The 19605-nt window shown below is 62.0% G+C and carries 26 protein-coding genes; all 26 read left to right on the top strand.

From position 1 onward, the window contains the following. Nucleotides 1-193 precede the first annotated feature (193 nt). The 26 genes from adhE to H3V04_RS05315 all read left to right on the top strand — a co-directional run bounded on the left by adhE (nucleotide 194) and on the right by H3V04_RS05315 (nucleotide 19385). Nucleotides 194-2959 (top strand): bifunctional acetaldehyde-CoA/alcohol dehydrogenase, encoded by a 2766-nt coding sequence (gene adhE / locus H3V04_RS05440; protein WP_232342472.1) that lies wholly within the window; start codon nucleotides 194-196, stop codon nucleotides 2957-2959. Nucleotides 2960-3244: 285 nt separating this feature from the next. Beyond that, on the top strand, nucleotides 3245-3553 hold the full coding sequence (gene rpsJ, locus H3V04_RS05435) for a 30S ribosomal protein S10 (RefSeq protein ID WP_006295278.1): 309 nt from the start codon (nucleotides 3245-3247) through the stop codon (nucleotides 3551-3553). Between the two features lie 16 nt (nucleotides 3554-3569). After that, nucleotides 3570-4223, top strand: a complete 654-nt coding sequence (gene rplC, locus H3V04_RS05430; protein ID WP_015022359.1) for a 50S ribosomal protein L3 — start codon at nucleotides 3570-3572, stop codon at nucleotides 4221-4223. A gap of 4 nt (nucleotides 4224-4227) precedes the next feature. Further along, a complete protein-coding gene (gene rplD / locus H3V04_RS05425) occupies nucleotides 4228-4902 on the top strand; it encodes a 50S ribosomal protein L4 (RefSeq protein WP_015022358.1) in 675 nt (224 codons plus the stop codon). A 5-nt stretch (nucleotides 4903-4907) separates the two neighbouring features. Further along, nucleotides 4908-5210 carry a 50S ribosomal protein L23 gene (rplW, locus tag H3V04_RS05420; protein WP_015022357.1) on the top strand — a complete coding sequence of 101 codons (303 nt, stop codon included), beginning with the start codon at nucleotides 4908-4910 and terminating at the stop codon, nucleotides 5208-5210. Nucleotides 5211-5245: 35 nt separating this feature from the next. Then, entirely contained in the window at nucleotides 5246-6076 is an 831-nt protein-coding gene (gene rplB, locus H3V04_RS05415; protein ID WP_015022356.1) for a 50S ribosomal protein L2, read from the top strand. A 15-nt stretch (nucleotides 6077-6091) separates the two neighbouring features. After that, nucleotides 6092-6370, top strand: coding sequence for a 30S ribosomal protein S19 (rpsS, locus tag H3V04_RS05410; RefSeq protein WP_015022355.1), 279 nt, complete (start codon nucleotides 6092-6094; stop codon nucleotides 6368-6370). 21 nt (nucleotides 6371-6391) lie between these two features. Beyond that, the gene (gene rplV / locus H3V04_RS05405) at nucleotides 6392-6751 is read left to right on the top strand and encodes a 50S ribosomal protein L22 (protein WP_024626790.1); all 360 of its coding nucleotides are present in this window, start codon (nucleotides 6392-6394) and stop codon (nucleotides 6749-6751) included. Beyond that, the gene (rpsC, locus tag H3V04_RS05400) at nucleotides 6751-7596 is read left to right on the top strand and encodes a 30S ribosomal protein S3 (RefSeq protein ID WP_029678066.1); all 846 of its coding nucleotides are present in this window, start codon (nucleotides 6751-6753) and stop codon (nucleotides 7594-7596) included. The genes rplV and rpsC overlap by 1 nt, the downstream gene beginning before the upstream one ends. A 3-nt stretch (nucleotides 7597-7599) precedes the next feature. Then, nucleotides 7600-8019 carry a 50S ribosomal protein L16 gene (rplP, locus tag H3V04_RS05395; RefSeq protein ID WP_015022352.1) on the top strand — a complete coding sequence of 140 codons (420 nt, stop codon included), beginning with the start codon at nucleotides 7600-7602 and terminating at the stop codon, nucleotides 8017-8019. Next, nucleotides 8019-8282, top strand: a complete 264-nt coding sequence (gene rpmC, locus H3V04_RS05390) for a 50S ribosomal protein L29 (protein WP_015022351.1) — start codon at nucleotides 8019-8021, stop codon at nucleotides 8280-8282. The genes rplP and rpmC overlap by 1 nt, the downstream gene beginning before the upstream one ends. A 2-nt stretch (nucleotides 8283-8284) precedes the next feature. After that, nucleotides 8285-8551: a 30S ribosomal protein S17 gene (rpsQ, locus tag H3V04_RS05385; RefSeq protein WP_015022350.1), complete on the top strand. Its 267-nt coding sequence runs from the start codon at nucleotides 8285-8287 to the stop codon at nucleotides 8549-8551. Nucleotides 8552-8629: 78 nt separating this feature from the next. Next, entirely contained in the window at nucleotides 8630-8998 is a 369-nt protein-coding gene (rplN, locus tag H3V04_RS05380; RefSeq protein WP_015022349.1) for a 50S ribosomal protein L14, read from the top strand. A gap of 1 nt (nucleotide 8999) precedes the next feature. Beyond that, nucleotides 9000-9335, top strand: a complete 336-nt coding sequence (gene rplX, locus H3V04_RS05375; protein ID WP_015022348.1) for a 50S ribosomal protein L24 — start codon at nucleotides 9000-9002, stop codon at nucleotides 9333-9335. After that, complete coding sequence (gene rplE, locus H3V04_RS05370; RefSeq protein ID WP_024626788.1) at nucleotides 9332-9904, top strand: 50S ribosomal protein L5; 573 nt, start codon at nucleotides 9332-9334, stop codon at nucleotides 9902-9904. Before rplX ends, rplE begins: the two co-directional genes overlap by 4 nt. Before the next feature lies 1 nt (nucleotide 9905). Continuing rightward, nucleotides 9906-10091: a type Z 30S ribosomal protein S14 gene (locus tag H3V04_RS05365; protein ID WP_015022346.1), complete on the top strand. Its 186-nt coding sequence runs from the start codon at nucleotides 9906-9908 to the stop codon at nucleotides 10089-10091. Nucleotides 10092-10171: 80 nt separating this feature from the next. Further along, entirely contained in the window at nucleotides 10172-10570 is a 399-nt protein-coding gene (gene rpsH, locus H3V04_RS05360) for a 30S ribosomal protein S8 (protein ID WP_024626787.1), read from the top strand. Nucleotides 10571-10586: 16 nt separating this feature from the next. Then, nucleotides 10587-11126: a 50S ribosomal protein L6 gene (gene rplF, locus H3V04_RS05355; RefSeq protein WP_015022344.1), complete on the top strand. Its 540-nt coding sequence runs from the start codon at nucleotides 10587-10589 to the stop codon at nucleotides 11124-11126. Nucleotide 11127: 1 nt separating this feature from the next. Next, nucleotides 11128-11499, top strand: a complete 372-nt coding sequence (gene rplR, locus H3V04_RS05350; RefSeq protein WP_029678064.1) for a 50S ribosomal protein L18 — start codon at nucleotides 11128-11130, stop codon at nucleotides 11497-11499. Next, a complete protein-coding gene (gene rpsE, locus H3V04_RS05345) occupies nucleotides 11496-12257 on the top strand; it encodes a 30S ribosomal protein S5 (RefSeq protein WP_024626785.1) in 762 nt (253 codons plus the stop codon). Before rplR ends, rpsE begins: the two co-directional genes overlap by 4 nt. Next, entirely contained in the window at nucleotides 12257-12442 is a 186-nt protein-coding gene (gene rpmD / locus H3V04_RS05340; protein ID WP_015022341.1) for a 50S ribosomal protein L30, read from the top strand. The genes rpsE and rpmD overlap by 1 nt, the downstream gene beginning before the upstream one ends. Nucleotides 12443-12444: 2 nt before the next feature. Continuing rightward, nucleotides 12445-12909, top strand: coding sequence for a 50S ribosomal protein L15 (rplO, locus tag H3V04_RS05335; RefSeq protein WP_045935711.1), 465 nt, complete (start codon nucleotides 12445-12447; stop codon nucleotides 12907-12909). Between the two features lie 184 nt (nucleotides 12910-13093). Then, the gene (gene secY, locus H3V04_RS05330) at nucleotides 13094-14422 is read left to right on the top strand and encodes a preprotein translocase subunit SecY (protein WP_198177319.1); all 1329 of its coding nucleotides are present in this window, start codon (nucleotides 13094-13096) and stop codon (nucleotides 14420-14422) included. A 246-nt stretch (nucleotides 14423-14668) separates the two neighbouring features. Continuing rightward, nucleotides 14669-15241: an adenylate kinase gene (locus H3V04_RS05325; RefSeq protein ID WP_198177320.1), complete on the top strand. Its 573-nt coding sequence runs from the start codon at nucleotides 14669-14671 to the stop codon at nucleotides 15239-15241. Nucleotides 15242-15574: 333 nt separating this feature from the next. Continuing rightward, a complete protein-coding gene (locus H3V04_RS05320) occupies nucleotides 15575-17380 on the top strand; it encodes an ABC transporter ATP-binding protein (RefSeq protein ID WP_373564672.1) in 1806 nt (601 codons plus the stop codon). Beyond that, nucleotides 17373-19385, top strand: coding sequence for an ABC transporter ATP-binding protein (locus H3V04_RS05315; protein WP_198187445.1), 2013 nt, complete (start codon nucleotides 17373-17375; stop codon nucleotides 19383-19385). Before H3V04_RS05320 ends, H3V04_RS05315 begins: the two co-directional genes overlap by 8 nt. Nucleotides 19386-19605: the final 220 nt, after the last annotated feature.

The following is a 19605-nucleotide window of genomic DNA, read 5'->3' as shown; positions in this document are numbered from 1 at the left end:
CACGAATTCCCACACGACACGCGTCAAGCGAACGTTCGCTCATCCTGGGGCTCAATGGTGCCCCCTCTGGTCTATATTGTGATTTTCGTCACGTTATGACGGATGTCTTTCGTGGACCGGTACGGTCTGGGACCGTCTGAGACTTTCTGCCGGCCCTCATCGGCATCCGCGGAACATGAGGAGGGCCAATATCTTGGCTGGAACGCAGAAGCAGAAGCATGAGCATCAAGTGAAGGAGCCGGCAGCTGGCAGGGAAGGCGCTCGGGCCGACAGCAGTGAGCAGGCACGCAGGGAGGTGGATGACCTGGTCGTCCGTGCGCAGTCGGCTTTACGTGCCTTTGAGGAGCTCGACCAGGAACAGGTGGATCGGATCGTGGCCAAGGCCTCGATCGCGGCCCTGAACAAGCACTTGCCCCTGGCGCAGATGGCCGTGGAGGAGACCGGGCGCGGCCTGGTGGAGGACAAGGCCACCAAGAACATCTTTGCCTGCGAGCATGTGACCAATTACCTGGCCAGGCAGCGCACCGTGGGCATCATCAGCGAGAACGACGTGGACGGCATCATCGAGGTGGCCGAGCCGGTGGGAGTTGTAGCCGGCGTGACCCCGGTGACCAACCCCACCTCGACAGCCATCTTCAAATCGCTGCTGGCCCTGAAGACCCGTTGTCCCATCGTCTTCGGATTCCACCCCTACGCACAGCGCTGCTCGGTGGAGGCGGCCCGGATCGTCCGCGACGCAGCCGTCGAGGCGGGCGCTCCGCGCGATTGCATCCAGTGGATCGAGCACCCCTCGGTCGAAGCCACCGGGGCCCTCATGCAGCACCCCGGGGTAGCCACCATTCTGGCCACCGGGGGCACCGGCATGGTCAAGGCCGCCTATTCCTCGGGCAAGCCGGCATTGGGCGTAGGTGCCGGCAATGCCCCGGCATATGTGGACCGCAGGGTCAACGTGCCCCGGGCCGTCAACGACCTGATCCTGTCCAAGCATTTTGACTACGGCATGATCTGCGCTACAGAGCAGGCCATCATCGCCCATCAGGATGTGTATGGCCGGGTGATCGAGGAGATGAAGAGGCGCAAGGCTTACTTCGTCAACCCCGGGGAGAAGGTCAAGCTGGAGGAGTACATGTTCGGCGTGCGGGCCCATGCCGGTGCCGATGCGCCCGCTCCCAGGCTCAACTCCGAGGTTCCGGGCAAGTCCCCCCAGTTCATCGCCCGCCGGGCCGGCTTCAAGATACCCGAGGATGTGACCATTCTGGCCGCCCAATGCGACCAGGTCGGCCCCATGGAACCCCTGACCCTGGAGAAACTGGCACCGGTTCAGGCCGTGCTCAAGGCCAGCAACAAGGAGGAGGGCTTCACCCTCTGCCAGCAGATGCTGCGTTATGGTGCCGGACATACGGCGGCCATCCACACCGACGATGAGAGGCTGGTGCGTGAGTATGGACAGCGCATGCATGCCTGCCGGATCGTCTGGAACCAGCCCAGCTCCCTGGGCGGCATCGGCGACATCTACAATGCCATCGCCCCCTCCCTGACCCTGGGTTGCGGCTCCTACGGCGGCAACTCGGTCTCTGGCAACGTCCAGGCGGTCAATCTGATCAATATCAAGCGGATCGCGCGGAGGAACAACAACATGCAGTGGTTCAAGGTGCCCCCCAAGACCTACTTCGAGCCCAACTCCGTCCGCTACCTGCGCGACATGTTCGGCATCCGCCGGGCCGTCATCGTCTGCGACAAGGTCATGGAGCAGCTGGGGATCGTCGACAAGATCATCGATCAGCTGCGGGCCAGGTCCCAGCCCGTCACCTTCCGCATCATCGACTACGTAGAGCCGGAGCCCAGCGTCGAGACGGTGGAGCGTGGCGCGGCCATGATGCGCGATGAGTTCGGTCCCGACACCATCATCGCCGTGGGAGGCGGCAGCCCCATGGATGCGGCCAAGATCATGTGGCTGCTCTATGAGCATCCGGAGATCTCCTTCGCCGATGTTCGGGAGAAGTTCTTCGACATCCGCAAGCGGGCCTTCAAGATTCCGCCCCTGGGCACCAAGGCCAGGCTAGTCTGCATTCCCACCTCTTCGGGCACGGGTTCGGAGGTCACCCCATTCGCGGTCATCACCGACCATAAGACCGGATACAAGTACCCCATCACCGACTACGCCCTGACCCCCAGCGTGGCCATCGTGGATCCGGTACTGGCCCGCACCCAGCCCAAGAGGCTGGCCTGTGACTCGGGCTTCGATGCCCTGACCCACTGCATGGAGGCCTTCGTTTCGGTCTATGCCAATGACTACACGGACGCCATGGCCCTGCACGCCGCCAAGCTGATCTGGGACAACCTGGAGTCTGCCGTGGGCACCGCCGGCGGCGAGGCCAAGGTGCGGGCCCAGGAGAAGATGCACAATGCGGCGACCATGGCTGGCATGGCCTTCGGCTCGGCCTTCCTGGGCATGTGCCACGGCATGGCGCATACCATCGGAGCCCTCTGCCATGTGGCCCATGGGCGGGCCAACTCCATCCTCCTGCCCTATGTGATCCGCTACAACGGGCGGATCCCGGACGAGCCGACCAGCTGGCCCAAGTACAGCGAGTATGTGGCCCCGGAGCGCTACAGACAGATGGCCCACGTGCTGGGCATCGAATCCGCTACTCCCGAGGAGGGTGTGGAGCTCTTGGCACGTGCCGTGGAATCCTACAGGGACGAGCGCCTGGGCATGGATGCCTCCTTCCAGGCAGCCGGAGTGGACGAGGACCTCTACTGGCAGTCCTTGGATCAAATCGGCATGCGGGCCTATGAGGACCAGTGTACGCCGGCAAACCCCCGCATTCCGCTGATTGAGGACATGAAGGACATAGCTGTGGCCGCCTACTATGGGGTCAGCCAGGAGGAGGGCCACCGGATGAGGGTTGCCCGCCAGGGCGAGGATGTGGTCCAGGAGGCCTCCCAGCGGGCCTGACAGGACCGGAATTGAGCCGAGGGTTCCCCTGGGAGCGGCGCGACACGCCCGGATTCTTCTAGGGGAACCCTCGTGCTTTAATAAGAAAGTTGCCTGTTTTGGGCTCGCATTTTGTCAATCACAATAGCGGGTGCAGCGAGGAGTCCCATCCCCACGGGATTTTCCACGGCTGCGCATGGATCCGGCTGAGGCCTGTCGGGAGGAATGTCTCCTGTGGCCGTCGTTCCGTGCCCTCGAAACAGACTGGGTAATCAGTTCATAGATCGCTAGAAAGGGCGGACGGCAATGGCGGGACAGAAAATCCGCATCAGGCTAAAGTCCTATGACCATGAGGTCATCGACCAATCGGCGAAGAAGATCGTCGAGACGGTGACGAACGCGGGCGCAACTGTGGTTGGCCCCGTTCCGCTGCCGACTGAGAAGAACGTGTATGTCGTCATCCGTTCTCCTCATAAGTACAAGGACTCCCGCGAGCACTTCGAGATGCGCACCCACAAGCGCCTGATCGACATCGTGGATCCCACGCCCAAGGCCGTGGATTCGCTGATGCACATCGATCTGCCGGCGGACGTCAACATTGAGATCAAGCTGTAGGGGAGGAGGAAACCGCATGGCTGAAGAGCAGAGGAACCGCAAGGCTCTCCTGGGCCGCAAGCTGGGCATGTCCCAGGTCTGGGACGAGAACGGCTTCTTCGTCCCGGTGACCCTGGTGGACGTGTCCACCAACGTGGTGACCGCGGTCAAGAACCAGGAGAAGGACGGCTACCAGGCCATCCAGATCGGCTACGGGCAGATCGACCCCACCAAGGTGACCAAGCCGCTGGCTGGCCACTTCGCCAAGGCCGGAGTGACCCCGCGTCGTCACCTGGTCGAGGTCCGCACCGCCGATGCTGACAGCTATCAGCCCGGCCAGGAGCTGGGCCTGGACCTGCTGCCCGAGGGCAGCGAGGTCGACGTGACCGGCACCACCAAGGGCAAGGGCTTTGCCGGCACCATCAAGCGTTGGGGCTTCAAGTCCTACCGCCGCACCCACGGCTCGCACAAGAACGAGCGCCGTCCCGGTTCAGTGGGCGCATGCGCAACGCCCAGCCGCATCCTCAAGGGCAAGCGGATGGCCGGCCGCATGGGTCACGACACCTCGACCGTCCAGAATCTGACCATCGTCTCCGCAGATGCCGAGAAGGGCGTCATCGCCATCAAGGGTGCCCTGCCCGGGCCCCGCGGCGCCATCGTCCTGGTTCGTTCGGCAGTGAAGGGAGCCTGAAACCATGGCTAAGTTGACTCTGAACATCACCGACGCCCAGGGCAAGAACACCGGGACCGTGGACGCACCCGAGCAGATCTTCGGCATTGCCGAGGAGGATGTCCGCTCGCACGTGCCGCTGATCCACCAGGTGGTCGTCGCCCAGCTGGCTGCAGCCCGCCAGGGCACGCACTCGGTCAAGACCCGGTCCACCGTCTCCGGCGGCGGCCGCAAGCCTTGGAAGCAGAAGGGCACCGGACGCGCTCGTCAGGGCTCCATCCGTGCTCCCCAGTGGACTGGTGGCGCTATTGTCCACGGCCCGCAGCCGCGTGACTACTCCCAGCGCACCCCCAAGAAGATGAAGGCCGCAGCCCTGCGCTACGTTCTGTCCGACCGGGTCAACGCTGGACGCGTGCACGTGGTCGACTTCGGCATTGGCGAGACCCCGTCCACCAAGGCCGCCAAGGCAGCCCTGCTGCCCCTGGTCGACAACAGATTCACCACTGTCGTGCTGTCCCGTGAGAACATCAACGAGTGGCTCTCCGTGAGGAACCTGCCCACCGTTCATGTCCTCTTCGCCGATCAGCTCAACACCTACGATGTGGTCACGGCCGAGGATGTCGTCTTCAGCAAGGATGGCTTCGATGCCTTCCTGGCTGTCAAGGGCGGCGCCAAGTCCGAGACCGTCAAGGAGGCCTGATTTTCATGGCAGCTATTCACAAGCCAGCACACGACATCATTCTGCGTCCGGTCGTCTCCGAGAAGAGCTATGCCAACTCGGACCGCGGCCAGTACACATTCGTGGTGGACCCTGATGCCAACAAGGTCGCCATCAAGCAGGCCATCGAGCAGATCTTCAACGTGAAGGTCACATCGGTCAACACCCTGAATCGGCAGGGCAAGCGGACCCGGACCCGTACGGGCTGGGGTCGTCGCGCCGCCGAGAAGCGCGCCATCGTCAAGGTGGCCGAGGGCCAGTCGATCGATGTCTTCGGTACCAACAACTGAAGGCTAGCCGAGAAAAGTTAAGGAAGAACTAGATTATGGCTATCCGTACATACAAGCCGACGACCGCGGGCCGTCGCAACGCCTCGGTTTCGGACTTCGCCGAAATCACGCGCTCCAAGCCCGAGAAGTCGCTGGTTCGCAAGCTGAGCAAGACCGGCGGACGCAACTCCTATGGCCGCGTCACCAGCCGCCACCGCGGCGGCGGACACAAGCGCCAGTACCGCCTCATCGACTTCCGTCGCTGGGATAAGGATGGCGTGCCCGCCAAGGTGGCTGAGATCGAATACGATCCCAACCGCTCGGCCCGCATCGCCCTTCTGCACTTTGCAGACGGCGAGAAGCGCTACATCATCGCCCCGCAGGGCATCAAGCAGGGTGACGTCATCGAGACCGGTCCCCAGGCCGACATCAAGCCCGGCAACAACCTGCCTCTGCGCAACATCCCCACCGGCACCATCGTCCACGCCATTGAGCTGCGGCCCCTGGGCGGCGCCAAGATCGCCCGCTCGGCCGGTGCTGCCGTCCAGTTGGTGGCCAAGGACGGGGCCTACGCCCAGCTGCGTATGCCCTCCGGTGAAATCCGCAATGTCGATTCCCGTTGCCGCGCAACGGTGGGCGAGGTCGGCAACAATGACCACGCCAACGTCCAGCTCGGCAAGGCGGGACGTGCACGCTGGATGGGACGCAGGCCCATCACCCGTGGTGAATCCATGAACCCGGTCGACCACCCGCATGGCGGACGCACCCGTGGCGGCAAGCCGCCAGTGTCTCCCTGGGGCAAGGGCGAGGTCCGCACCCGCAGGCCCAAGAAGGCCTCCAACAAGATGATCGTGCGTCGTCGTCCAAATGGTAAGAACCGCAAGTAAGGGAGTGTCGGAAAGATGACTCGTAGCATCAAGAAGGGCCCATTCGTCGACGCCCACTTGCAGAAGAAAGTCGACGAGCAGAACGAGAAGGGCACCAAGAACGTCATCAAGACCTGGTCCCGTCGTTCCATGATCACCCCGGACTTCATCGGGCACACTTTCGCTGTGCACGATGGCCGCAAGCATGTCCCGGTCTTCGTCACCGAGGCCATGGTCGGCCACAAGCTCGGCGAATTCGCCCCCACACGGACCTTCAGGGGTCACGTGAAGGACGACAAGAAAGCACGCCGCTGAGGCGAGGGAGAGTAGAGACACATGGAAGCTAAGGCAATTGCACGTCACGTTCGCGTGACGCCTCGCAAGGCTCGCCGCGTCGTCGACCTCATCCGAGGCAAGCAGGCGACCGAGGCCGTGACCATTCTGAAGTTCGCCCCCCAGGACGCGGCCGTTCCGGTCCGCAAGTGCCTGGAGAGCGCCATCGCCAACGCTCGTGTCAAGGCGGACAAGGCCAACCAGCCCTTCCGCGAGAACGAGCTGATGGTCCGGGAGACCTACGTGGACGAGGGAACCACCCTGAAGCGGTTCCGTGCCCGCGCCCAGGGTCGTGCGGCCCGCATCAACAAGCGGACCAGCCACATCACCGTCGTGGTGGCCGACAAGGAAGGAGCCCGATAATGGGGCAGAAGATCAACCCGTTTGGGTACCGACTCGGCATCACCGAGGAGCACCGCAGCAAGTGGTACTCCGACTCCAACAAGGCGGGGGAGCGTTACAGTGACTTCGTCCTTGAGGACGACAAGATCCGCAAGGAGATGAACAAGGATCTGGAGCGCGCAGGCGTCTCCAAGATCGTCATCGAGCGGACCCGTGACCGTGTGCGCGTCGACATCCACACCGCCCGGCCGGGCATCGTCATCGGCCGTCGCGGAGCCGAGGCCGAGCGTGTGCGCGCCAAGCTGGAGAAGATTACCGGCAAGCAGGTCCAGCTGAACATCTTCGAGGTCAAGAACGCCTCCATCGATGCCCAGCTGGTCGCTCAGGGCATCGCCGAGCAGCTGACCAACCGCGTCACCTTCCGCCGAGCCATGCGCAAGGCTCAGCAGGATGCCATGCGGGCCGGTGCCAAGGGCATCAGGATCAAGCTGTCCGGTCGTCTGGGTGGAGCCGAGATGAGCCGCTCGGAGTTCTACCGTGAGGGCCGTGTGCCCCTGCAGACTCTGCGCGCCCTGATCGACTACGGCTTCTTCGAGGCCAGGACCACCTACGGCCGCATTGGCGTCAAGGTCTGGATCTACAAGGGCGACATGACCGAGCGTCAGTTCGAGGAGCAGCAGGCTCAGCAGAACAACCGGCCCGGTCGGCGCGGCGATCGTCGTCCCCGTCGTGGCGTCCGTCCCTCCGAGGGACGCACCCGCCGCGAGCAGGATGCAGCCAAGCAGAACAGCGGTGTGGCCGCGCCGCCGGCGGCGGCTCAGGAGCAGACCGCTTCGGCCCCCGTCGCAACCGAAGCAAAGGAGTGAGCCGTGCTTATCCCAAAGAGGACTAAATACCGCAAGCAGCATCGTCCGGGTCGTTCGGGCATGTCCAAGGGCGGCAACGAGATCGCTTTCGGCGATTACGGCATCCAGGCCCTGGCTCCGGCCTACCTGACCAACCGGCAGATCGAGGCGGCCCGTATCGCCATGACCCGGTACATCAAGCGTGGCGGCCGCGTCTGGATCACGGTCTTCCCGGATCGCCCCCTGACCAAGCATGCCCTGGGATCCCGAATGGGTTCCGGCAAGGGTGCACCCGAGTTTTGGGTGGCCAACGTCCGTCCCGGCCGGGTGCTCTTCGAGATCGGCGGCGTGAGCGAGGATGTGGCCCGCGAGGCCCTTCGTCGCGCTACTGACAAGCTTCCCATGAAGTGCCGGATTATTGCACGTGAAGGCGGTGACATCTGATGTCAGTCGGAACAGCCGAGTATTCCATCAAGAATCTGAATGAAAAGACCAATGCAGAGATCGAGGATTTCCTGAAGAAGTCCAAGGAAGAGCTGTTCAACCTGCGCTTCCAGTCGGCCACCGGTCAGCTGGAGAACACCTCCCGCCTCAAGGCCGTCAAGCACGACATCGCCAGGATGTACACCGTCCTGCGTGAGCGCGAGCTGGGCATCAGCCAGGAGCCCGCCGAAGCAAAGGCCGAGAGCAAAGCTGAGGAGAAGTAAGCATGGCTGACAAGCAGGAGCGCAACTTCCGCAAGGTTCGCAGCGGCTACGTCGTGTCCGACAAGATGGACAAGACCATCACCGTTGAGCTGGAGCAGCGTTCGACCCACCCCCTGTACGGCAAGGTCGTCCGCAGCAACCGCAAGGTCAAGGCCCATGATGAGAAGAACGAGGCCCATGTGGGCGACTTCGTGAGTATCATGGAGACCCGTCCTCTGAGCAAGACCAAGCGCTGGCGTCTCGACTCCATCGTCGAGCGCGCCAAGTAACAAGTTCGGCCAGGCTCCGCATTTCATCCCGCCTGGTGCGGGGTGTCTGCGGAGAACCAGCGCGGCTAAGGAGAATCAATGATTCAGCAGGAATCGCGGCTTCAGGTCGCCGACAACACGGGTGCCAAGGAGATCCTGGCCATCCGCGTGCTCGGCGGGTCGAAGCGACGCTATGCCGGCATTGGCGACGTGATCGTCGCCACCGTCAAGGATGCCATTCCCGGCGGGTCGGTCAAGAAGGGCGAGGTCGTCAAGGCGGTCGTCGTCCGTACGGTCAAGGAGCATCGTCGTCACGACGGCTCCTACATCAAGTTCGACGAGAACGCGGCGGTCATCCTCGGCACCGGTCGTGAGCCCCGCGGCACTCGTATCTTCGGACCGGTCGGTCGTGAGCTGCGCGACAAGCGCTTCATGAAGATCGTGTCCCTGGCACCGGAGGTGATCTGAAGTGGTAGCCAAGATCAAGACAGGCGACCAGGTCAAGGTCATCCGCGGCAAGGATCGCGGCAAGGAGGGCAAGGTTCTGCGGATTCTGCCCAATGACCGCCTGATCGTCGAGGGTATCCAGATTGTCAAGAAGCATGTGCGGGCCACCCAGCAGGGTCAGGAGTCGGGCATCGTCCCGACCGAGGCGCCCATCCATCGCTCCAACGTGATGGTCATCGACCCGGAGACCAAGAAGCCGACCCGCATCGGCGTGAACATCAAGGAGGAGGCGCGTGACGGCAAGGTCAAGGTCGTGCGCACCCGCTTCGCCAAGAAGTCAGGCAAGGAGCTGTCATGAGCGATACCACCGTTGAAGCACCGGCAGTCCCTCGTTTGCTGCAGCAGTACCGTGAGAGCATCGTGCCCGAGCTGGAGAAGGAGTTCAAGTTCTCCAACCCCATGCAGGTGCCCAGGATCGAGAAGGTCGTGGTCTCCATGGGCGTGGGGGCCGCGGCACGTGACTCCAAGCTGATCGAGGGCGCGGTCAAGGACCTGACGGCCATCACCGGCCAGAAGCCCAAGATCACCAAGGCCAAGAAGTCCGTGGCGCAGTTCCACCTGCGTGAGGGACAGGCCATCGGAGCTTTCGCCACCCTGCGCGGCGTGCGTATGTGGGAGTTCCTGGATCGACTGCTCACCCTGGCTCTGCCCCGTATCCGCGACTTCCGCGGAATCAGCGACCGTCAGTTCGACGGCCAGGGCAACTACAACTTCGGTCTCACGGAGCAGTCCATGTTCCACGAGATCGATCCCGATCAGATCGATCACCAGCGTGGTATGGATATCACCGTGGTGACCTCCACCAAGAACGATCAGGAGGCCCGGGCGCTGCTCAAGCAGCTGGGCTTCCCCTTCAAGGAGAACTGATATGGCAAAAACCGCTCTGAGAAACAAGGCGGCACGCAAGCCGAAGTTCAAGGTGCGTGGATACACGCGCTGCCAGGTCTGCGGTCGTCCCCATTCCGTCTATCGCAAGTTCGGCCTGTGCCGCATCTGCCTTCGCGAGAAGGCCCATCGCGGCGAGCTGCCGGGTGTGACGAAGTCCAGTTGGTAAAGATCGACGCTGAAGGTCCGCGGTCGCGGCAGTTTGCTGCCCGGCGGCGGAAACCACGGCGAGGAAGGGCATAAGCCCACATGACAATGACAGATCCCATCGCAGACATGCTGACACGTCTGCGTAATGCGAGTGCGGCCAAGCATGAAACAGTCGATATGCCGTACTCCAAGTTCAAGGCGAACATCGCGCAGATCCTCAAGCGCGAAGGTTTCATCGCCGATTACCGCGCCAAGGAAGCGCGCGTCGGGCAGGATCTGGAGATCACGCTCAAGTACGGTCCCGATGGACGCCAGTCCATCCAGGGAATCAAGCGCGTCTCCAAGCCCGGTCTGCGCCGGTACGCCAAGTCGGATTCCCTGCCCATGCCCCTGGGCGGGCTGGGAATCGCCATCATCTCGACCAGCTCGGGACTGATGACCCAGAAGGAATGCCTCGACAGGGGCATCGGCGGCGAAATCGTCGCCTACGTATGGTGAGAAAGGAGAGCTGAACATGGCATCGCATATTGGTAAGCTCCCCATCGCCGTTCCGGCAGGTGTGGAGGTGGCCTTCAAGGGCCAGGAATTCACCGCCAAGGGCCCCAAGGGCTCGGACGGATACACGCTGCCTGAGGGCATCACCGGCAAGGTCGAGGGCAATGAGATCATCATGACCCCCGCCGACGAGGACCGCACCACCAAGGCCAAGCATGGACTGAGCCGCTCAATCGTGGCTTCCATGGTCGAAGGCGTCTCCAAGGGCTACAGCAAGCACCTGCAGATCGTCGGCACCGGCTACCGCGTGGTCGCCAAGGGCAAGTCCCTGGAGTTCTCGCTGGGCTACTCGCACACCATCACTGTCGACCCCCCGGAGGGCATCACCTTCGAGACGCCGAACGCCAACGAAGTGGTCGTCTCCGGCATCGACAAGCAGGCTGTCGGCCAGGCCGCGGCCAACATCCGCGCCCTGCGTGCGCCCGAACCCTACAAGGGCAAGGGCATCAAGTACGCCGACGAGCACATCCTGCGCAAGGCTGGAAAGGCTGGTAAGTGATATGACGGTCTCGATACTAGGCAAAGGCAAGAAGATCGCCCGTCTGCGCCGCCATGCCCGTCTGCGCAAGCGCGTCTCCGGCACGGCAGAGCGTCCCCGTCTGGTGGTCACACGGACCAACCGCAACATGATCGCCCAGATTGTCGACGACACCAGGGGCGTCACCCTGGTCAGCGAGTCGACCATGGCTTCGGACTACGGCTCCTTCAAGGGCACCAAGACCGAGGCTGCCCGCAAGGTGGGCGAGCAGATTGCGGCCAAGGCCAAGAAGGCCGGCATCACCACCGTGGTCTTCGACCGTGGTGGCAACAAGTACCACGGAAGGGTCGCAGCGGTTGCGGAAGGCGCCCGTGAGGGAGGTTTGGCACTGTGAGCGACAACGAAACGACAAAGGAAACAACCCAGGTGACTGAAGATTCCACAAACGCTCAGTCCAGCCAGGGTGGCAGAAGGGACCGGAACGACCGGAACGATGATCGCCGCGGCGGTCGTCGGGGCGGTTCCCGTGACGGCCGCAGGGATGGCCGTCGTGGTCGTCGTGACCGCGACGAGCGTGACGACATGCTCGACAGGGTCGTGACCATCAACCGAGTCTCCAAGGTCCACAAGGGAGGCCGTACCTTCAGCTTCGCGGCTCTGGTGGTCGTGGGCGATGGCAAGGGCACCGTGGGCGTCGGCTACGGCAAGTCCCGTGAGGTCCCCGCAGCCATCTCCAAGGGCCAGCTGGATGCCAAGAAGCATATGTTCACCGTCCCCCGCATCCGCGGCACCGTCACCCACCCGGTGATCGGCCACGACGCGGCCGGCACGGTTCTCCTGAGGCCTGCAGCCCCCGGCACCGGCGTTATCGCCGGTGGTCCGGTCCGCGCCGTCCTGGAGTGCGCCGGCATCACCGACATCCTGAGCAAGTCCATGGGATCGGCCACCGCCGTCAACATGGTACGGGCCACTGTAGCTGCCCTGAAGCAGCTGGAGGAGCCCGAGGAGATCGCGGCACGCCGTGGTCTGCCTCTGGAGGAGGTCGCCCCCGACTCCCTCCTGCGCGCACGTGCCGCCGGAATCGCCGACGAGCGCAAGGAGCGCGAAGAGGCCAAGGCCAAGGCTGACGAGCAGTCGAAGGCAGGTGAGTGATGACCAAGCAGATCAAGATCACCCTGGTCAAGGGCGTGGCTCATGCCACCGACCGCCAGAAGGAGAACGTCAGGTCTCTGGGCCTTCACAAGATCGGCCAGTCAGTCCTGCGTGAGGACACCCCCGTCTACCGGGGGATGGCCGACAAGGTCCGCCACCTGGTGAACGTAGAGGAGGCAGACTGATTATGGCCAGCGACAAGCAAGAGCCCACCATCCTGCAGATGCATGACCTGCGTCCGGCTCCGGGCGCCAAGCGCGACCGCATCCGTGTGGGTCGTGGCGAGGGGTCCAAGGGCAAGACCTCCGGTCGTGGCACCAAGGGCACCAAGGCCCGCTACCAGGTCCGTCCGGGCTTTGAAGGCGGCCAGCTGCCCCTGTACATGCGGCTGCCCAAGCTGCGCGGATTCAGGAGCCCCTTCAAGAAGGAGTACCAGGTGGTCAACCTGGGTGCTCTGGAAGGGCTCTTCCCCAAGGGTGGCGAGGTCACCGTCGAGGATCTGGTCAACAAGGGAGCGGTCCGCAAGGGCCACCCCGTCAAGGTCCTGGGTGATGGTGACGTCAAGGCTGCTTTCACCCTCAAAGGCGTCAAGGCCTCGGCCTCGGCCAGGAGCAAGATAGAAGCCGCAGGCGGGTCCGTCTCCGAGGACTGATACTCACAGGGGACAGACCGCAAGGCAGATGATTCCGGCCCTCCCCGCTCCAAGCGGGCGGGGGCCGGAACTCGTTTCCGGCCTGGTTGCCGTCGGGTTTGACGGAGCCATCGGCTAAGCTGGTCGGAGCAAGAAGGTGCGATGCACCGGGACCAACGCGCGGGCGCGTAGGGAGGGAACTTAGGTGAGGACGTTAATCCAGGCCTTCAAGACCAAGGAGTTGAGGAAGAAAATCTTCTTCGTCCTTGGCATCATCATCATCTATCGCATCGGGTCGTTCATACCTACCCCAGGCGTGGATTATCCCGCCGTGCAGAAGTGCATCACCACGGCTGGCAATGAGGACTTCATCGGCCTGGTGAACCTGTTCTCCGGCGGAGCTCTGCTGCAGCTGTCCATCTTCGCACTGGGCATCATGCCCTACATCACTGCATCCATCGTGGTACAGCTGCTGCGCGTGGTCATTCCTCGCTTCGAGGCTCTGCACAAGGAGGGTCAGTCAGGCGAGGCCAAGTTGACCGAGTACACCAGGTATCTGACCATTGGTTTGGCGGTGCTGCAGTCCACGACCATTCTGGTTACGGCCAACCAGGGTGCGCTCTTCGGTGGTGCCTGCCAACAGCATGTCATCCCTGACAGCTCCTGGTGGAATATGGGGGTCATGGTTCTGATCATGACCGGCGGCACCGGTCTGATTATGTGGATGGCCGAACTGATCACCGACAAGGGCATCGGTAACGGCATGTCCGTCCTGATCTTCATCTCCATCTGCTCCGGCTTCCTGCCCCAGCTCTGGAACATCGGTTGGGGGACCAACGGCAAGGACGGCGACTGGGTCAAGTTCGGCATTGTCGTGACCGTCCTCCTGGTCATTCTGATTCTGGTCGACTACGTGGAACTGGCTCAGCGCCGTATTCCCGTCCAGTACACCCGTAGGATGATTGGCCGCAAGATGTACGGCGGATCCTCCACCTATCTGCCGCTCAAGATCAACATGTCAGGCGTGATTCCCCCGATCTTCGCTTCCTCGATTTTGGCTATACCCACCCTAATTGCCCAGTTCGGCAATTCCGATCAGAGCTGGGTCAAGTGGATCGATGCCAACATGGCCAACACGACCTCGGTCTGGTACATCGTGCTCTACTCGGTCATGATTGTCTTCTTCTGCTTCTTCTACACGTCCATCACCTTCAACCCTGATGAGACGGCCGACAACATGAAAGAGTATGGCGGCTTTATTCCGGGCATCAGGGCCGGACGGGCCACCAGCCGGTACCTGTCATACGTGATGAATCGGCTGAACACGGTTGGCGCCATCTATCTGCTCTTCGTCGCTCTGATTCCCACGGTGCTGATCATGCTGCTGAAGATCAACTCCAAGCTGCCCTTCGGCGGCACCACCATCCTGATCATCGCCGGTGTGGGCCTGGATACCCTGCGACAGGCCAGGGCCCAGACCGAGCAGTTCCAGTACACCGGTTTCCTGCTGGAGGGTGAGCACAAGGAAGGCTGACCCTTCTGCCGAACACCCGTGAGTGATTTCAGGCTAAACAGTTTGAAGGTCCGGCCCCGGCCCTTGGTGGCAGGGGTCGGCCTTTATGTGTCAGGAAAACTGTTTGCATGGGTTTAGTGGGTGCTGCCTGTATTGGGCCAGGTAGCCGCTAGCATACGTAAATGAGGGTTCTGCGCGGTTAAGACGGCCAAGGCCGTCTGGGGCCGGAGAGCTGAGAGCAAAAGAATATCGAGCAAAGGATAGGGAATGGCACAGAGACTGTTGATCATGGGACCTCAAGGTGTTGGCAAGGGCACGCAGGCGGCCTTGCTCAGCAAGCATTACGGGATTCCGGCCATTTCCACCGGCGATATCTTCCGCTATAACCTCAAGAATGGAACCGAACTGGGCAAGCAGGCCAAGGCCTACACCGACAAGGGTGAGCTGGTTCCAGACGAGCTGACCAACAAGATCGTCAAGGACCGCCTGGGCATGGACGACGCAGCCCAGGGCTGGATTCTGGACGGCTACCCCCGTTCGGCCTCCCAGGTCGAGGCGCTGGACAAGATGCTCCAGGAGCTTGGCACTCCGCTGACGGCTGTGGTGGCCCTGGATGCCGACCATGACGTGCTCATGCAGCGCATCGCCAAGCGGGCAAGGGAAGAGGGGCGGGCGGACGATACCCCCGAGGCCATCGCCAAGCGTCTGGATATCTATGCCAAGGAGACTGCCCCCCTGCTGAACACCTATAAGTCCCGTGGCCTTCTGGTCGCAGTGGATGGCCAGGGTGAGGTCGACCAGATCTCCAAGGAGATTATCGCCCGGTTGGACAAGCGCTGATTCATAGCCTGTCAGGCGAGGGGTCTGTCACTGGCTCAATCAACGATCCCGGTCAATGAGCAGGGCCACGCATGCCTGTTCGGAGCACACAGGCAGGACCCGCTGGCAAGACCAACTGGAGCAAAGAAGCTGCATGACCCCAAGGGGCGTGACAGCTTCTTTTTGTGAAGGGCGGAAATCCGCACCCGTCCGCCCAACCCTGGCGGACAGGATGATAGCCTAGGTGCATTCAGACCCTCTTTCGAGGGTATTGCATGTCGGTGATTGGCCGTAAAAGATAGAGAAATCAGTACAGAAACAGAAGAGGTCCACTTGAAGGGGTCTACTGCATCCGTGGTCAGATCGGAAAAACAGGAACCAGCGCGTCCGAAGCATACCATCCGAACCATCCTGCGCTCCCTGCGCGAATACCGGAAGGCGAGCTTTCTGGCTCCGGCCTTCGTTTTTCTTGAAAGCGTTCTAGAGATTGTGATTCCGACCATCATGGCCTCCCTGATCGACCAAGGGGTCTCGGGAAGGTCCATGCCGGCCATCTTCAAGTTCGGGCTGATATTGTTGGCCTGTTCCGCCGTCTCGCTTTTCTCCGGGTTCATGTCCGGACGGTATGCGGCCATCGCCTCTTCCGGCCTGGCCAAGAATGTCCGCAGCGATCTGTTCGACAAGGTGCAGTCCTTCAGCTTCACCAACATCGACCGCTTCTCCACCGGATCCATCATCACCAGGCTGACCACTGATGTGACCAACCTGCAGAATGCCTATCAGATGGTCATCAGGGTCGGGGTCAGGGCGCCGATCATGGTCATCGTGGCCTGGCTCTTTTCTTATAGGATCTCCAGGCCCATATCACTGGTCTTCCTGATTGCCATCCCCATCCTGGGCTTCGGGCTGATAGGCCTGTCCCTGCTGGTTCACCCCATCTTCGAGCGCGTCTTCCACACCTACGACCACCTCAACAATGTGGTGGACGAGAACCTCCAGGGCATCAGGGTGGTCAAGTCCTACAACCGGGAGGACTACGAAGAGCGCAAATTCAACGGGATTTCTTTGGCCATCTACCGGGCTTTCTGCAAGGCCGAGCGGATCATGAGCCTGAACCCGGCGCTGTTGAACTTCTGCATCTACGCCTCTCTGCTGGTCATATCCTGGATGGGCGCCTCCCAGATTGTGGTCTCCGGGAACAACGCCGCCCTGGGGCTGACCACGGGCGATCTGACCGCCCTGGTCACCTATGCCATCCAGATCATGATGGCCATGAACATGGTCTCCATGATCGTGGTCATGGTGGTCATCTCCCAGGCTTCCGCCGAGCGTATCTGCCAGGTGCTGAACGAGGTCAGCACCGTGCATGATCCCGCCAATCCGATCATGAAGGTGGCCGATGGATCCATCAGCTTCCAGGATGTGACCTTCCGCTACTCGGACCGGTCCGAACGCCCCGTTCTGAGCCATGTCAATCTGGACGTTCCCTCGGGCTCCACCCTGGGCATCGTGGGCGGGACCGGCTCCTCCAAGTCCAGTCTGGTTCAGCTCATTCCTCGTCTCTATGACGTGACAGAGGGGTCCCTCCAGGTGGGCGGGGTGGATGTGCGTCAGTACGACCTGACCGTCCTGCGCGATCAGGTGGCCATGGTGCTCCAGAAGAATGTCCTCTTCACCGGGACCATCGCCGAGAATCTGCGCTGGGGCAACCCTGAGGCCACGGACGACGAGCTGGTGCGAGCCTGTACCCTGGCCCAGGCCGACGATTTCGTGCGGGAGTTTCCTGACGGGTATCAGACCTACCTGGACGAGGGCGGCACCAACCTCTCCGGCGGCCAGCGACAGCGTCTGTGCATAGCACGGGCCCTTCTGAAGAAGCCTGACATCCTGATTCTGGATGACTCGACCAGCGCCGTGGACACCAAGACCGACCAGCTGATCCGCCGGGCCTTCAGTCAGGAGATTCCCGACACCACCAAGATCATCATCTCCCAGCGTCTAGCCTCTGTAGAGGATGCCGACATGATCGTGGTCCTGGAAGAGGGCAGGATTCTCGACAAGGGCACCCACCAGGAGCTTCTGCGAACATGTCAGGAGTACCGATCCATCTACGAGTCACAGACCAGGAACCAGAGCGAGGAGGACAAGGACCATGAGTGACGGATCATTCAAGGACCGCAAGCCCCGCCTGGACAAGGCCGCGCCGGGAACGACCCGTCGCATCCTGAGCTACTTGCTGGCCTACCGCTGGCAGCTGGCGGTAATAGTTGTCTGCATCATCATCAGCGCCGGGGCCCAGGCGGCATCGGCCTTCTTCCTCCAGCCGCTTATCGACAACTACATCCTGCCGCTGGTCGGGGCAGCCGACCCTGACTGGGGACCGCTGATGAGAACCCTGATTCTGATGGGTTGCCTTTATGCGGTGGGGACCTTCTGCTCCTGGTTCTGGAACTGGCTGATCGTCAAGGTCGAGCAGGGCACCCTGAAGACGATCCGCGACCAGATGTTCGCCCACCAGCAGGAACTGCCCATCGGCTTCTTCGACACCCATGAGCACGGCGACACCATGAGCCGCTACACCAACGACACAGATACCCTCCGGCAGGCCATCTCCCAGTCCTTCCCGCAGATGGTCTCCTCGGTCCTGTCCGCTCTGGCGGCCCTGATCTCCATGCTCTGGCTCTCCATTCCCTTCACCGTCCTGACCCTGGTCTTCGCGGCGGTCCTGATTGTGGTGGTCCGGGTTCTGGTCACCCGAAGCGGCCGGTACTTTGTTCACCAGCAGCGCTATCTGGGCCAGGTGAACGCCTTCGTCGAAGAGGCCGTCAACGGGCAGAAGGTCGTCAAGGTCTTCAACCATGAGGATGCCACCGCCAAGGTCTTCGCGGAGAGGAACGAGGAGCTCTTCCAGGCCTCGGCCCAGGCCAACACCTACGGCAACGTCACCATGCCGGTCGTGGGCAACATGGGCTACCTGCTCTATGTCATCCTGGCCATCGTCGGTGGGCTGGCCGGCATTGCGGGCATGGGCAATGTAGGACTGACCGGGGCGGGGCCGCTGACCCTGGGAACCATCGTCTCCCTCCTTACCCTTTCCCGCTCCTTCATCAACCCCATCGGCCAGGTCTCCATGCAATTCAACATGGTCATGATGGCCCTGGCCGGCGCCTCCCGGATCTTCGACCTGATGGACCAGCCTGCCGAGTCCGACCAGGGTACGGTCAGATTGGTCAGTGTCGAACTGGCCTCGGACGGACGGACCATGACCCCCGTCGATCACGAAACAGGGCACTGGGCCTGGAAGCGCGAGGCGGATGACGACGGCAGGCGCTCGTTGGAGGCCGCCATGAAGCTTCCCGGCGATGCCCGTGATGTGGCCCTGAAGGCCAAGGATCAGGCCATCACCTCCCCTGACGGGAGATACACCCTCCTCCAGGGGGATGTGCGATTCACCGACGTCAGCTTCGGATACGACCCGAGCAAGCCTGTCCTGCACGATATCACCTGGTTCGCCAAGCCCGGGCAGAAGGTGGCGCTGGTCGGTGCCACAGGTGCCGGCAAGACCACGATCACCAACCTGATCAACCGTTTCTACGACATCCAGCAGGGGCAGATCCTCTATGACGGGATCGATGTGAGGAATATCCGCAAGCCTGACCTCCGCCGCTCCCTGGGCATCGTCCTTCAGGATGTCAACCTCTTCACGGGCACCGTCCTGGACAACATCCGCTATGGGCGACTGGACGCCACGGACGAGGAGTGCATCGAAGCTGCCAGGATGACCAACGCCGACAGCTTCATCCGCATGCTTCCCCAGGGTTACCAGACCGTTCTTGAAGGTGATGGAAGCGGATTGTCCCAGGGTCAGCGCCAACTGATTTCCATCGCCAGGGCGGCTGTGGCGGATCCTCCGGCCATGATTTTGGACGAAGCCACTTCCTCAATCGACACCCGAACCGAGGAGGTGGTCCAGCAGGGCATGGACGCACTGATGCGCGGCAGGACGGTCTTCGTCATCGCCCATAGGCTCTCCACGGTTCGCAACTCCGATGTGATCATGGTCCTGGACCATGGGCGAATCATCGAGCGCGGCAATCACGATGAGCTGATAGCCAAACATGGCGAGTACTACCAGCTCTACACCGGAGCTCTGGAACTGGAGTAGGGTTCTCCGGGATTGCCGAAGGTCAAAGGAAGGCGCCGAAAGGTATGACCCGGCGCAAGTTGAATGCCAGCCTAGGGGGTCGGTCCTTGATGGGCCGACCCCTTTCATGTGTATGCCTCCGTCCATTCTCAGCTGTCGCCCCGAGCTGAACAAGTGCCGATCAGCCATAGGACTCAGTAGCAATTTTTTAATATTTTCAAACAATTTATGCAGTTCTGAG

It is taken from the genome of Bifidobacterium sp. M0353, assembly GCF_016100645.1.
GTDB classification, from domain to species: Bacteria; Actinomycetota; Actinomycetes; order Actinomycetales; family Bifidobacteriaceae; genus Bombiscardovia; species Bombiscardovia choladohabitans.
The sequence above is the reverse complement of the archived record's forward strand: the minus strand, read 5'-3'. Positions and strand labels throughout refer to the sequence as shown.